The following is a 13,946-nucleotide window of genomic DNA, read 5'->3' on the forward strand; positions in this document are numbered from 1 at the left end:
TTATCGAACACCTTTGGAAGTATTTTTGAGTTACGTAAGTATTGATGATTTGTCTAACTTAATTTGACAATTAAGATGTATAAAAAAATTTGCGCATTTAAGTAAAAATTTTCGTTAATAAAGTAGAACGAATTTTGCAAGGAGGCAAGCATATGCAGAAACATCCCTTTACAATCTATCAGTTGTTTCATTTGAAACAAAAAACATTAGAAAAACGTATCGCTGCCTATTATCAGACGAGTAATGACGCAAAGACAGTCATCAAACTGATCCGCCTATTGCAGATTCGTGGCGAATTAGGCACGGAAGCAATCGATACACCGTGTTTCGAGCTGATTCGGACACTGTATATCCAGCAAACAAGCCGCCATCTGAAACGCTATTTTTTCTATTTTCGAACATATTTTTCACAGGCAGAATGGGAGACACTATTGCTGCGCTTTTTTCCAGAGATACCAGCCATTAAAGTATGGCGTGAATCATTGACCTTGACTTTATGCACTGTTGTATTCCATCAATTTACAGTGCCATGAGAGGAGTGAAAGCTTCTATTTTTTCTAATAATTTTTTGCATAAAAAAGGAAGCTAGACAGTGCTAACTTCCGTAAGTAAAAATAAGTACCTCGCTTTTAATTGTTAAAAAGTAGAGCAGTTTATTCCGCTATCTCATATTTAAACACACCGTTATTTTCGTAGTTCTCTAATTTGACTTCGGATAGACGGCGTTCAAAAAAGGAGCGTTTATGGCCTGTTTCGTCGTACTTATCTGGCAAAATCAGTGTTGGTCGACTATCTGGAATTTCTTGGGATAGTTGTTCTTTTAAGGAAACAATATGGCGATCGTAGACGTGGGCGTCATCGATGCACCAATGCATCGTGCCTAGTTCAAAGTCTAAGTGATCTGCGATCAAACGGTGCAAGATGGCGTATTGATAGACGTTGAATGGATTGCCTAGTGCCATGTCGGCAGAGCGTTGTTTGACATGGAGATCTAGAACATTGTTGTTGACTTTCCAATTAGTTGCCCAAACACAAGGTTCCAAGGTCATCTCATCCAGATCGTCGACATCCCACAAACTAGTCATGATACGGCGCGAGCCGGGATTATTTTGTAATTGGTGTAAGACGTATTCGACTTGGTTGAGTTTTTCTTTGCGATCAGGCAGTTTGCGGCATTTTTTGGCGAGTTGATAGCCGTATGCTTTGCCGATCGTGTTGTTCTCATCAGCCCATTCGTTCCAAACTTTGCATTTATGATCTTGCAGCCAAGTTACGTCGTTGGATAGTTCTTGCCAGATCCATTCTAATTCGATTAAGGGAGTCTTTTGGAAGACGCGTTTTGATTTTAGAATCGGGATACCGTCAGCTGGGGTGAGTTTAAAATGGACCCCTTGGATAAAGCGCGTGGGAGCGGGAGTGCCGTCTGCGTATTTAGCTCGTACCAATGTCGGGTCTTGATCGGTACCGTGTTCGATGATTTCCATGACGATATTGCGATAAATGTTGTCAAAGCCAGTATATTCAGTCACAAGAATTCTCCTCTTTTTTTCTTTTGTCTGAGTTTAACATATTCAACTAGAGTATTGAATTATATTTTCTTGTCAATTTGATGGTATTTTTTTAAAGGTAATCGAATCTGAAAAACCACACCCTTTGGCAGCCAATCATGTACAGTGAGCTTGCCTTTGTGCTGTGTAATAATCTGTTTAGCAATGGAAAGACCGAGTCCATACCCGCCAGTTTCTTTGGAGCGGGAATGATCTTCACGATAAAAGCGTTCAAAGATATATTTTTTGTCTTCATCACTGATGGAAGGACCGTTGTTTTTAACTTCGATTAGCCAATTGTCACTGGAAAGTTCTGATTGCAAAACAATCATTTCTCCGGCATTTGTATATTTTAAGGCATTATCTAATAAAATTACTAGGACTTGATGGATCCGTTTTTCATCAATCAGCATAGGTCGATCTGTAAAATTTTCCAAGACAAAGTGTTTAGCCTCCATTTCAGCGATTTCTTGAAAAGGTTGTGCTAATTGTTGGATGAAAATACTTGGATCGATCTGTTCTTTTTATAAGACAAGTTGATTGGAATCACTGCGTGCCAGAGTTAAAAGATCTTCGGTCAAACTTTTCATTCGGCGGGTTTCATTCAAGGCTTGGGCAATCGGTTCGGATTCTTCTAGAATCGTATGCTCAGGTTTGGTAAATAATCGTTGCAAGCTGTTTTGAATAATTGTTAAAGGCGTACGTAATTCATGAGAAGCGTTTTCCACGAATTCTTGTTGTTTATGCCAGGCATTCATGATTGGTTTCATATTCATCTTTGAGATATAAAAACTTATCCCAATCGAAATCAGCCAGAAGATTACCATACAGACAATCAATATCGTCTTAAATGTCTTCATAGAGTCTGCGATTTGGTTGGTATTGGCTAAAAATTGAATGTAAGCGACCTGACCATCTTGGTCATCTTCTTTGATTGTATAGGAATGAAATGACAATTTTTGTGTTACATACGAGGTATTTTTTAATGTTAAGGTTTGGATAGCATCTAAATGCTCGTTGTCCAATGACAAGCTGGCCAATTCAGTAAAACGACCACCTAAAACATTTTTATTCAAGATCTTACCGTCTTTTGACCACAGAATAATCTGACTATTGAAGCGATTATTGCCATCAGGTCCATGTTCAATCCGTTGATTATTGGGTTGTGCTAAGAAAGGATCATCTTGTTGGTAACGGTTAATTTCCATTTGGATTAGATGAGTATTTTTAGCCATTTGCGTCAAGGAAAGATCAGTTTGCCGATACGCCGAGCTTTGTAAAAGCTGCAAAGTGATGAAGCCAAGTAATAAAAAAATACTAGCAAAAGCGGCGACATTGATGAAGAAGAATTTTAATCGTTGATTTCTTGAAAGTTCTGTGTTCATAATATCAATCCTTTTGTAAGATGTAACCGACATTTCGCAGTGTTTTAAAACAGCGATCGACACCGGTCGGTTTGAGGTGTTTCCGTAAATGACTCATATAGACTTCAACGACTGTGATTGTAGTATCCGAGTCAAATCCCCAGATTCGATCAAAAATCTGTTCCTTCGTCAAAATCACGCCTTTATTTTGGATGAAATAAACTAATAGATCGAATTCCTTTCCTTGGATTGGCAGAGTCTCTTTCTTTACGGTAACTTCTTTTGTAGCAAGGTTACAGTTAATCGCTTGATAGGTTAATTGATTTTCGGAAAATAATCCTAATGAACGTTTTAATAAAGCTTTGACGCGTAAAATCAATTCTTCACGATAAAAGGGTTTGGTTAAATAATCATCGGCCCCTTTTTGAAAGCCGGTGATTTTATCTTCTAAGCCATCTTTGGCGGTTAGGATTAACACCGGTGTTTGGATATTCTTTTCCCGCAATTCTGCCAAAACTTCATACCCATTTTTCTCTGGCAACATCAAGTCTAGCAAAATCAGATCATATACTCCGCTTTCTGCCTCGAATAATCCTTCAGCACCATCATAGACTTGCTTGATTGTCCCTAGGTCCGCCAAAATTTCTTTTATATTATTTGACAGTGTTGCCTCGTCTTCTACTATCAATAAATTTATCACGGATTTTTCCTCCCATATATATAACAGTCCTAGTGTACCATGCTTTCCTAAATCAACCTTAAACTTTTTTTCACTTGCTTAAGCTTGAGTTAAGGCAACGTGACTATGCTACAAACAGTCACAGATGACGAAATTGAAGGAGGCATTACTATGAACTATATCAAACGAGCGCTTCAAAACCTTTGGGCGAAAAAGGGACGCAGTATTCTCATGATCGCCGTTTTTTCTGCCATATTGATTTTTGTTTTAGCAGGTTTAACAATCCGCAGCGGAGCTGAATTAGCGACGACTAACGCGAAAAAAAATGTTGGAGCGACCGTTACCTTGTCGCAAAATCGTGAGGCGATGTTTAAACAATCATCTGATTCAGAAAACAGCCGACCAGAGCCGGGGAGTTTTGAACAGACGCCGATCAATCTAAGTGATGCAGAAAAGATCGCTAAATTAGCAAATATCAAAACGTATTCATTTGAAGCTAGTACATCGGCGGATAAAAGCTCAGGAATTACCCCAATCTCAAGTGATAGTGAAGAAACCGCAGCTAGCGAAGCAGAAGGCAAAGGTGTACCAGCAGGAATGAGCCAAGGGGATTTCCAAATTAAAGGAGTGTCACAAAGCAGTGCCTACAGTGATTTTTCTGCAGGAACGGCTAGTATCGCAGAAGGTGAAGCAATTACAGCAGACGATGAAGGCACGAACAATGTGTTGATTGAACAGAGTTTAGCGGAATCCAACGATCTAAGTGTCGGTGACACGTTCAAAATTAAAGACACAGACGATAAAGACGTTGAAGTTACGATCAAAGGAATCTATAAAACAAGCAGTTCCGGCGATAGTATGAGCGCACGCTTCAATTTTATGAATCCAGCCAATACAATCTTTTCTTCTTATACACTAGTTAGTACATTGACGGGCTCAGAGGGTGAGACGATCGATTCGGCAGTCTATACATTAGATGATCCAAAAGAAATGGATAGTTTTGTTAAACAGGCCAATAAGTTGATTGATACAGACACGTTTAGTCTGGAAACCAACGATCAAATGTACCAGCAAATGCTGCAGCCTTTGAACAATGTCTCAAGTTTTGCGAAAAACATCGTAATCTTAGTGGCTACTGCTGGAGTAATCATTTTAACGTTGATCATCATGTTGTCGATTCGTGAACGTAAATATGAAGTGGGTGTACTGCTTTCATTAGGCGAATCACGACTCAAAGTCATTTCTCAATTTTTTGTTGAGATTTTTGTTTGTATGATTTTTGCTTTAGGAATCGCAGCAGCAAGTGGTAATGTGGTCGGTAATGCGGTCGGCAATCAATTGTTGAACCAACAAACAACTTCACAAAGCATTGATGGTAATACGAGAAATGCTGGACCTGGTCAAGCACCTAGCGGAAATGGTGGTTCGCGCAGCAGACAAATCGGCGGCAATCCATTTACTCAAATTGAAGAAGTAAAAGAGATGAATATTGCAGTAAAACCGACAGAAATACTCAATCTTGCAGGAATCGGACTTGGTATCAGTTTATTCTCAATCGTTTTATCATCTGCTGGTATTTTACGACTCAATCCGAAAAAAATCTTGATATCTTAATTAGGAGGAAAACAATATGACACTAGCAACGAAAGATTTAAGTTATTGGTATGAAAACAATGGACCATTATTTGAAAACGTGAATCTGATTTTTGAAAAAGGCAAAATGTACGCTATTTTAGGGACGAGCGGCTCAGGAAAGACCACTTTTTTATCTTTGATCGCCGGACTAGACACACCTAAAAGTGGGGAAATCCTTTATGAAGATAGTTCGCTGAAGAAAATTGGTTTACGAGAATATCGGCGCAAAGATGTCTCAATTGTTTTTCAAGCCTATAACTTATTACCATATTTATCAGCAGTCGATAATGTAGTGACGGCTATGGAAATCGCTCAAAGTCAGCAGACAGATAAACGAGCTTATGCGTTGGCTAATTTGGAAAAAGTCGGGATTACCAGCGACTTAGCTGAAAAAAAAGTGACTCATTTATCAGGCGGACAGCAACAACGAGTCGCGATAACACGTGCTTTGTGCTGTGAGCATGAGTTAATCGTTGCTGATGAACCGACTGGCAATTTAGACGAAGAAACTTCTGGAGAAATCGTGAAACTATTTCAGGAAATTGCACACGATAAACAAAAATGCATTATTTTAGTTACCCATGAGCAAGAAGTCGCTAAAGCTTGTGATGTGGTGTATGAGTTAAAAAATCAAAAATTCAGTCAAGTCTTTTGACGGAAAATAATCGGTTTTTAAAGATCTTCCATGCGAGAGAATTAAGGTAAGTATAAGGAGGAGCAAGTACGATCAGATTAAGGATACTGCCGTTTTTAATTGGTATGGTCGTTTGTTTAACTGGATGTGCAAGCAGTTCAAGTTCAAACGAAGTAAAAAGTGAAAAACTTTCGGTCACATTGATGGAAGTCACTCCAGAAGGTGAAACTGTCTTTGATGTAGATTTAACAGATTTTCCAACCAGTGCTTGGGCGTATCGTGCGGAACGTTTTTCATTATATAATGCCAACTGGCAGTATCAAGTACAAGAATAGATAAAAACGGGTGCGACTGTGTCGTACCCGTTTTAGTCGTTTTTGACTGAAGGCTGTGGGATAAAATCAGAGATTTTTCGGCTGACGAGACAGGTCAATAAAATGATTGGGAAAAATTGTAGTGGAAATAAAAACAATAACAATGTCGCTGCTACGATTGCTTGGTTTAAAATAACTGTTACGCTTGCTGCGGTCACGATTCCCACCACTAATCCAGGGGTGTAGGGAAACAGATTTGCTAAGGAAAATCCTAATGTCGTACTGGAAAAAATCGCTGGGAAAATTTTTCCGCCCCGCCAACCAAAGGCAAAACATAGATTTGTCAAAAAAGCTTTTCCTAAGGCTAACCAGAGTAAAAAACCGATTGTCAGATGCCGGTATTCGTTAGATAGAGGAAAAAGCTCATGCTCTCCGGAAAATAAAAAGTAAGGAGAAGCCATACCTAAGCCGCCAATACACAGCCCAGCTAAAAGAGCAAGGATGATGGGCTGCTTGATTTTTCCGGCGATTGTTTGACTGAATCGTTCGAATAACAAAAACAAATAGCCAAAAATAAGGCCTAAGATCAATGCAGGGATGATCAAAAAAAGGACTTGCTGGTTCCATTCGACCGTGGTGATTCGAATGTCAAAGACAGTTTCTTTAGGAAAAAGTCGTTGGACGAAAGTAAAGCCCACTATGCCAAAGAACGTCGATAGACCATAGAGAAATATTTTTTTCCACCGGAGTTTGATCGCACCTTTGGCAAGCTCTTCTTCTAGGGGTTCAGAAATCCCAACCAAGGGTGCGCGAAAGATCGACGCAAGCATCGCACCAATCCCTAGTTTTACAAATTGTTCCTTGTTTGCTAAGGTGAATTTTAAATGATCACCGACCCAACTGATAAGTCCGCCAAGAATGCTAGCTAATGCCGCTTCGGGGCCGAGACTTGCGCCGAAGGTCAGAACAAGCAGAGCCGATAAAAGATTTTTTCCCACTTGCTTTTTGTATCTCACCGTGTGAGTGGTCTTGAATTCATGCAATGTCTCGTGCATTGTTTGGGGATAGTCCCCGAAGCGAAACTGGAACAAACCTACAAGCAATCCGCCAACTAGTCCAAAAATGATGGGATAATAATTGGGCAAAGCCAATGTTGCGGAAGAATATCCCAAACAACATGAATCAAAAAATTAACGATGACTAGAAATAACGCTGCCAACACCCCAACAAAGAAGCCTAAAATGGATGAATAAACAACAAAGACCCGATTAAAATGCATTCTTTTCCCCCTTAGAATAGGATTTATAAATAGTTATTTAGTTAAAAGATCATACAGTACACTGGCATTGTTGTGTGTCTCGTTTTTTGCTCCATAAACGAGCGTAACGTTTTCTTCTTTTGCCAGAACTTCTTGTAACGTTTCCAGGGCTTTTTTAGCAGCGCCTGTTTGGAGTTCTTCCTGATACCTTCTTTGAAATTCAGGGTATTTAGTATCTTCATGATTAAACCATTTACGTAATTCAGGACTTGGGGCGATCTCTTTTAACCACAGATCAATTTTTTCCGTTTCTTTCGATTTTCCACGGGGCCACAAACGATCGACTAAGATCCGATAGCCATCGGAATCACTAGCTGGTAAGTACGCTCTTTTTAGTTGCAGCATGTTCGACACTTCCTTTATTCTTTCATTCTAACAAAGCTGCCCCAAAAAAGTTAATAAAAGCTATTCTGTCTGACTTTCTTTTCTAAAAAGCCCGTAATTTGGTACACTTACATAAAGTGATAGAACTGGCTGATGAAATGTTGAGTAGAATCAGTTGAACAAGAAAGGCGGTTGACGATGGTCGCATTTTTCGTGGTGTTTAGAAGTTTATGGCGTGTTTTACGGATTCTTTTTCGCCAACCAGAACAAAAGGCTGTGATGTTGGCGGTTTTGGTTGTTCTGATGATTGGGACATTTTTTTATCATAATATTGAAGGGATGACGTATTTAGACGGACTTTATTTTTCAGTAATGACATTAGCCACAGTGGGGTATGGAGACCTAGCACCTCAGACTGCAGTGGGCAAACTTTTTACTATCGGCTACGTGTTGATCGGGGTCGGTATCCTTACAGCAATGATCGCAAATTTCAATCGAGCCCTCGTTGAATACCATCAAAAAAAAAGAAATGAAAAAGAAAGTTAGCGATAGTCTGCATAAGTTTCTTAATCTTTGGCTAACGTGATTATAGGTGATAATAAGAGCAAGCTGATGATAGTGCCTTCACGCACCACCAACGTTAAATGGAAAGAAAAGGTCAGGACTAAAGCAATCAAAATACAGAACAAATCGATACTGTAGCGATAAAATTTAAAACTATGATGGGATTGATTGGCTAAAAAAAGACAGAATGTCTCGATTGGAAATTTCAGTAATTGATATTTTAAAACTTTGCCGGTGCCAAATCCTGCAATGATAGTCCCAAGGACAAAGAGCAGCCAGTTTAAAAGATAGGCATGCAAGGTGAACAGCGGAAAAATGAAATAAATGAACAGATTGATCGTTGAGCCAAAAAACAACAATGCGATCCCCATTGTGAAATAATTTCTCAATTTACGCTGAGGGTCTAATATTAAACAGCTTATTAAAAATAACAAATTCACGATAACTGTAATCGTGCCGATCTTAATTTGACTAAATTCAGACAAAGTCGCGTTCAATGAGTTGAAACTGCTGACACCGATACTTGCTTTGAGAGTCAAGCTGATACCAAAAGCACTGAGTAAATAGTATAAAAACGATAAGGTTAATTTTTTTTGTTTTGTCATAAAAGTTCCTCCGATAATTAATTGATAGGACCAGTATGTCGAAAACAAAGAAATTCAACTAGGAGATATCGCCTAATTAGGAGAAAAAATGGATAAAGAAAATTACAACAAGACACATGAATCGTTATTAAAGCAAGTACCGTACCCTTTTTTAACAGAACAACTGATGCGACAAAGTTTTTTGACCACGTATAGCCGAAATGAAAAAATCGTCAGCCAAGCAGGACAACTGACGTATTTATTCATCATTTTAGAAGGAAAAGCGCGGATTATCCAACAAGAGCCGAATGGGAAAAGTCTAATTTTACAATTTCTTGAAGTCGGTGATTTCATCGGTGAATTGACAGTGGTCCATGCAGAAAATACCCCAAAAGATGTGATCGCTATCGGTCCAGTCCGCTGTCTGGCAATTCCATTATCCATCGTAGAAAACTTGTTACAAGATGCTGATTTTTCTCTGTTTTTAGCACAATACATTGGAAAAAAACTATTGATGCGTATGGAACATTTTTCCCATGCTCAAACGTTTGAACTGAAATATCGCTTAGCAGCATTACTATTGGAAGTTTCTGTAAATGACCAATACACTGAAAATAATACGCAAATTGCAGATTATTTAGGAATCAGTTACCGTCATTTGACCTATACATTCAAATACTTGCGGGAAAATGGGTACATCAAAAAAAATCATGCCGGATATCTGATCAATCCGCAGAAACTTCGTCAACTAATCCAGCAAGGGTACCAATTATGATCGATAATTTAGTAAAATAGTTGGAAGGACTACTCAGGTATCAGCAATACGCGGTATTTTTTAAAAAAGTTAGTTGGAGGAAGACAGATGAAAGAGACCGAATTAAAAGAGCTCTTATGGCAGGAAAATGAAATTGAAAAAATTCAACGGACAAAAGGATATAATGTCAACGACCAAAACTTGCCTTTTGATGAAGTCGACGTTCCTAAAATGCCCAGCAGTAATTTTTTTAAAGAAGGCAATATCTTTATCAATAAACATCACCGATATTCTGCCATGCCGAATCACACCCATGAATTTGTCGAATTCAATTATATGCTGTCGGGAAGCTGCACCCAATATGTCAACGATAAAAAAGTCGTTCTGCAAGAGGGCGAAATCATTTTATTAGACAAAGACATCGTCCAGCGAATCGATCCGCTAGGTCAAAATGATCTGTTGATCAATATTTTATTGAAAGATGAATCGATTACAACAGAGATTATTATTAATATGGTGAAATCTAATGGCCTGGTCAATGAATTTTTAATGAATGCATCCAATAAGACTGGAAAACACGATGCATTTATCCACTTTCATTGCGGGGAAAATGAAGAGATTCAAGAAATAATCCAGAAATTAATCGCTGAGTATCTGCAAAAACAACGGTATTATATGCGAGCGGCGAATTTACTGTTGTCGCTTTTATTGATCGAGCTCACACGCGTGATTGAAGAGGAGAGTTTAGACAACTACCAGAAAAAAGATGAAGAGATTATTCATATCTTAAAGTATATCGATGTTCATTTTCGTCACCTCAGCTTGAAGGATCTGGCTAAGCGTTTTGGCTACAACGCAAATTACATCGGGAACAAGTTGAAAAAAGAGACCGGCAGAACATTTCAAGATCTGATCAACTCTGTGAAGTATCAAACGGCATTGGAACTGATGAAAGAAACGGATAAAAGTATTGAAGAAATCGCCTATGAAATCGGCTTTCATTCCTTGCCGTCACTGTACAAATTGTTTGCTAGATTTACCGATAAGACACCTAAACAATTGCGTAATCAAATAACTAAAAATTAATTAGAAAAAGACTTCCCTTTTTTGTAGGAAAGTCTTTTTTCTGTAGTTTGGATAAAAAACATATGGATTTAGGCCATGGTTGAAAATCAGTAATGCGCTTACACTTATCGCATAGTTGATCAGCTGGTAAAAAATGAAACGGAGTGTTTAATAGTGACTAAAAAAAATGATTCAAATAATTCGGTAGTCAAACGGTATTCACCGTTAGCAACTGCTGCTGGGATAGGTTCAATGTTAGGTTCAGGTTGTATCGTCGGCCTATCTGCTACTATTCCAGTTTGGCAAAAAGGATTGGAGATGACAACAGGTCAAGTCGGGATCCTTTCAGGTAGTTTGACATTTGCGATTGCGTTTGGTTCGATCTTTGCTGGAAATATCAGTAAAGGCTTTGGGCTGATTCGCTCATTCAACTGGCTAAATCTGTTTTATGCCATTGGTGCAGCAATCTGTCTTTTCTCGACAAATTTTTTGATGTTGTTGGCTGGTGTGGTCATCATGGGCTTTTCTTCTGGAGCAGATCTGCCGATTAGTTTAACCGTTGTCTCACATGATGCACCTGATGAAACGACTTCAGCAAGATTAGTTTCTTCGACTCAAATCTTTTGGCAAATCGGGGTATTTATTTCATATATTTGTTCGTTCTTACTTTCAGGTATTGAAGGCGTGTTAGGAGCACGTATCGTTTTTGCTATTTTATTTGGTTTTGCTGTAATTACTTGGTTATGGCGGACTCTTTCAAAGAAATTCAAAACATTTCATGAAGAAGGCAATGCCCGTCAAGCAGCCAAACGAATGATCACTGAACAAGGACAAGAAGTCTCTTTTAAAACAGTACTTTTTGGCGAGAATAAGAAAAAATTCCTTGGGTTCTTTTTAGCTATTATTACTTTTTATGTATGTTGGAACCTACTAGCCAATACTTGGGGACAATTCCAAACGTATGCTTTGACAAATGCTGGAGCAAGTCAGACACAAGCTACCGGTTTAGGAATCGTACTAAACGTAGTCTCATTAGTGACAACAATCATTTTTGCTTCCGTTTCAGGTGGTAAATATCGCAACAAAGCATTTTTCGTAGGTGCTTTAGTACAATTTGCTGCGATGTTAGGTATGGCCTTGATCGGCGGCGGCGCAGGATTTATCGCATTAGCGATCACGATTGCTTTTTATAATTTTGGAAATCCTTTAGCTGGCGAAGCAATTTACAAAGTTTGGACGCAAGAATCTTTCCCAGCTGAAACACGTGCCTCTCTTCAAGGATTCATCAATGGTTTCTCACGGTTGTGTTGTGGGCTGTTTGCCTTTGTCACACCGTACTTAGTTATGCCAGATCGTATCCAATCATCAATGATCGGATTTGCTGGAATCGTCTTAGTGGCAACGATTGCTGGGATTATAATGATGAGATTGCAAAAAAAATACGGCACATCGGAAAATCATGGCAAAAATACTCATGATGCCGATGCTACTGCATAGCAAATCAATAAACCGTACTGTTAGTGAGGAGAATGAACATGGCTTTTACGTTTCAAATTAATGACGATGTCGTTTGGGATTACGACGAAAATTTATTAGAAAAAGCAGATTCAAATATTCCCGAATTGATCGAGACGGAGATCCAACCGATTGGATTGGTTGAACGGGTCCCAGCCGATAAACGAACAACTGATTCTGAGTTGAAAGCAAGTACAAAAAATATTTTAACGTTAAGTGACTATGCTCTAGGCCGAGATGAATCATTGATTTTGGATCTAGGCGATCATTATGTTGGTCAATTTACGATTGATATTGATTCAGTAGGTTCACCGATGGATGCACCGTTGTATCTGCGCTTGAAATTTGCGGAAGTTCCATCAGAATTGTATGCCAAATCCGAAGATTATGATGGTTGGTTGTCTCGTTCGTGGATCCAAGAAGAATATGTCCACTTGGATGTGTTACCAGCGACATTGAAATTGCCTAGACGTTATAGTTGCCGATATGTTGAATTATCAGTGATCGATACGTCACCAAAGTGGAAAGCAAGCTTTAGCAAGCCAAGCTTCCGTGCAAAAAGTTCTGTTTCATTAGAACAGTTGCCTTCAGTAACGATTGAAGATGATGAATTAAAAGGAATCTACAACGTTTCAGTAAAAACATTGTTAGACTGTATGCAGACGGTCTTTGAAGACGGTCCAAAGCGTGATCGGAGATTATGGTTGGGGGATCTGCGCTTACAAGCGTTGGCTAATTATTACACGTTTGATGACTTATCTTTAGTTAAACGTTGTTTGTATCTTTTTGCCGGAATGAAGACGACGGAAGGAAAAATTCCCGCGAATGTTTTCACGGAACCCAAATTGACACCAGACGATACCTTTTTATTTGATTATAGTCTGTTTTTTGTAACTTCTTTATCTGACTATCTTGAACATACGGATGATCAGGATACGTTAGAACATTTGTATCCAGTAGCTAAAAAAGCGGTAGATCTAGCTCTTAAACAAGTAGAAGAGAACGGTCGCTTAGTTTTGACAGAAGAATGGCCGGTCTTTGTCGATTGGTCGAATGATTTCGATAAAACGACTGCCGGACAAGCAATTTTGATCTACTCACTAAAAAGATTTCTACTTTTAGCAGAAGCGGTCAATGAATCTGATGTCAATAAGTATCGACAAGTGTTAAATACAATGATTGAATTTTCGACTCACACGTTATTTGATGAAAATCAAAATCAATTCATCGTTGAAGCAACTAATGAAGTAAACGTAGCTAGCCAAGTTTGGATGGTCTTAGCAGAAGTCTTTGATACGCCAAAAAATAAGAAGATCATGGAAACGACGATAGCTAATCATTTTCCAATCAAAGGAATCGCGACACCTTATATGTATCACCACGTAGTTGAAGCATTATTTCTCTCAGACTGCCAAACAGAGGCAATCAAACTGATGAAAGAATATTGGGGAAAAATGATCGAACTAGGCGCCGATACTTTTTGGGAAGCATTCAAACCGGAAGATTTGGACTTCTCACCTTATGGCAGTCCTATTCTCAATAGTTATTGCCATGCTTGGAGTTGTACACCGGCTTATTTGATCGGCAAGTATTTATTGAAGAAATAAGAGGATCGTTTATAAAAAAGTGGTGGCAAATTTTTGTCACCG

General features: G+C 38.7%; 15 protein-coding genes and 1 pseudogene. 9 read left to right on the forward strand and 7 right to left on the reverse strand.

The features are described 5' to 3' along the window. Window positions 1-152: 152 nt before the first annotated feature. Window positions 153-533 carry a hypothetical protein gene (locus tag P7D84_RS09790; RefSeq protein ID WP_311806278.1) on the forward strand — a complete coding sequence of 127 codons (381 nt, stop codon included), beginning with the start codon at window positions 153-155 and terminating at the stop codon, window positions 531-533. A 120-nt stretch (window positions 534-653) separates the two neighbouring features. Here P7D84_RS09790 and thyA read toward each other — a convergent pair whose 3' ends face one another. The 3 genes and pseudogenes from thyA to P7D84_RS09805 form a co-directional block, all read right to left on the reverse strand. Beyond that, window positions 654-1,529 (reverse strand): thymidylate synthase, encoded by an 876-nt coding sequence (gene thyA, locus P7D84_RS09795; RefSeq protein WP_311806279.1) that lies wholly within the window; start codon window positions 1,527-1,529, stop codon window positions 654-656. A 59-nt stretch (window positions 1,530-1,588) separates the two neighbouring features. Further along, window positions 1,589-2,932, reverse strand: a pseudogene (locus P7D84_RS09800) (sensor histidine kinase). Between the two features lie 4 nt (window positions 2,933-2,936). Continuing rightward, entirely contained in the window at window positions 2,937-3,611 is a 675-nt protein-coding gene (locus P7D84_RS09805; RefSeq protein WP_311806280.1) for a response regulator transcription factor, read from the reverse strand. 150 nt (window positions 3,612-3,761) lie between these two features. Between P7D84_RS09805 and P7D84_RS09810 the strand changes: the two genes are divergently transcribed. The 3 genes from P7D84_RS09810 (at window position 3,762) to P7D84_RS09820 (ending at window position 6,194) form a co-directional block, all read left to right on the forward strand. After that, window positions 3,762-5,204, forward strand: a complete 1,443-nt coding sequence (locus tag P7D84_RS09810; RefSeq protein ID WP_311806281.1) for an ABC transporter permease — start codon at window positions 3,762-3,764, stop codon at window positions 5,202-5,204. A gap of 16 nt (window positions 5,205-5,220) precedes the next feature. After that, on the forward strand, window positions 5,221-5,880 hold the full coding sequence (locus P7D84_RS09815) for an ABC transporter ATP-binding protein (RefSeq protein ID WP_311806282.1): 660 nt from the start codon (window positions 5,221-5,223) through the stop codon (window positions 5,878-5,880). A 104-nt stretch (window positions 5,881-5,984) separates the two neighbouring features. Beyond that, on the forward strand, window positions 5,985-6,194 hold the full coding sequence (locus tag P7D84_RS09820; protein ID WP_311806283.1) for a hypothetical protein: 210 nt from the start codon (window positions 5,985-5,987) through the stop codon (window positions 6,192-6,194). 32 nt (window positions 6,195-6,226) lie between these two features. Here P7D84_RS09820 and P7D84_RS09825 read toward each other — a convergent pair whose 3' ends face one another. The 3 genes from P7D84_RS09825 to P7D84_RS09835 are packed head-to-tail and all read right to left on the reverse strand — an operon-like array spanning window position 6,227 to window position 7,836. Next, a complete protein-coding gene (locus P7D84_RS09825; RefSeq protein ID WP_311806284.1) occupies window positions 6,227-7,228 on the reverse strand; it encodes a chloride channel protein in 1,002 nt (333 codons plus the stop codon). Between the two features lie 56 nt (window positions 7,229-7,284). Then, on the reverse strand, window positions 7,285-7,452 hold the full coding sequence (locus P7D84_RS09830) for a hypothetical protein (protein ID WP_311806285.1): 168 nt from the start codon (window positions 7,450-7,452) through the stop codon (window positions 7,285-7,287). Window positions 7,453-7,485: 33 nt separating this feature from the next. Beyond that, window positions 7,486-7,836 (reverse strand): DUF488 domain-containing protein, encoded by a 351-nt coding sequence (locus P7D84_RS09835; protein ID WP_311800808.1) that lies wholly within the window; start codon window positions 7,834-7,836, stop codon window positions 7,486-7,488. Window positions 7,837-8,013: 177 nt separating this feature from the next. Between P7D84_RS09835 and P7D84_RS09840 the strand changes: the two genes are divergently transcribed. Continuing rightward, entirely contained in the window at window positions 8,014-8,361 is a 348-nt protein-coding gene (locus P7D84_RS09840) for a potassium channel family protein (protein WP_311806286.1), read from the forward strand. A gap of 20 nt (window positions 8,362-8,381) precedes the next feature. On the opposite strand, the gene P7D84_RS09845 is transcribed toward P7D84_RS09840, so the two are convergent. Continuing rightward, window positions 8,382-8,984 (reverse strand): YczE/YyaS/YitT family protein, encoded by a 603-nt coding sequence (locus P7D84_RS09845; RefSeq protein ID WP_311806287.1) that lies wholly within the window; start codon window positions 8,982-8,984, stop codon window positions 8,382-8,384. A gap of 88 nt (window positions 8,985-9,072) precedes the next feature. Here P7D84_RS09845 and P7D84_RS09850 point away from each other — a divergent pair, with 88 nt between their 5' ends. The 4 genes from P7D84_RS09850 (at window position 9,073) to P7D84_RS09865 (ending at window position 13,904) form a co-directional block, all read left to right on the forward strand. Beyond that, complete coding sequence (locus tag P7D84_RS09850) at window positions 9,073-9,738, forward strand: cyclic nucleotide-binding domain-containing protein (protein ID WP_311806288.1); 666 nt, start codon at window positions 9,073-9,075, stop codon at window positions 9,736-9,738. An 87-nt stretch (window positions 9,739-9,825) separates the two neighbouring features. Continuing rightward, window positions 9,826-10,803, forward strand: a complete 978-nt coding sequence (locus tag P7D84_RS09855) for an AraC family transcriptional regulator (RefSeq protein ID WP_311800804.1) — start codon at window positions 9,826-9,828, stop codon at window positions 10,801-10,803. 153 nt (window positions 10,804-10,956) lie between these two features. Beyond that, window positions 10,957-12,279, forward strand: coding sequence for an MFS transporter (locus P7D84_RS09860; RefSeq protein ID WP_311800803.1), 1,323 nt, complete (start codon window positions 10,957-10,959; stop codon window positions 12,277-12,279). A gap of 38 nt (window positions 12,280-12,317) precedes the next feature. Further along, window positions 12,318-13,904: an alpha-L-rhamnosidase-related protein gene (locus P7D84_RS09865; RefSeq protein ID WP_311806289.1), complete on the forward strand. Its 1,587-nt coding sequence runs from the start codon at window positions 12,318-12,320 to the stop codon at window positions 13,902-13,904. The last annotated feature ends 42 nt before the right edge of the window (window positions 13,905-13,946 follow it).

Source organism: Enterococcus dongliensis (genome assembly GCF_031927985.1).
Lineage (GTDB): Bacteria > Bacillota > Bacilli > Lactobacillales > Enterococcaceae > Enterococcus_A > Enterococcus_A dongliensis.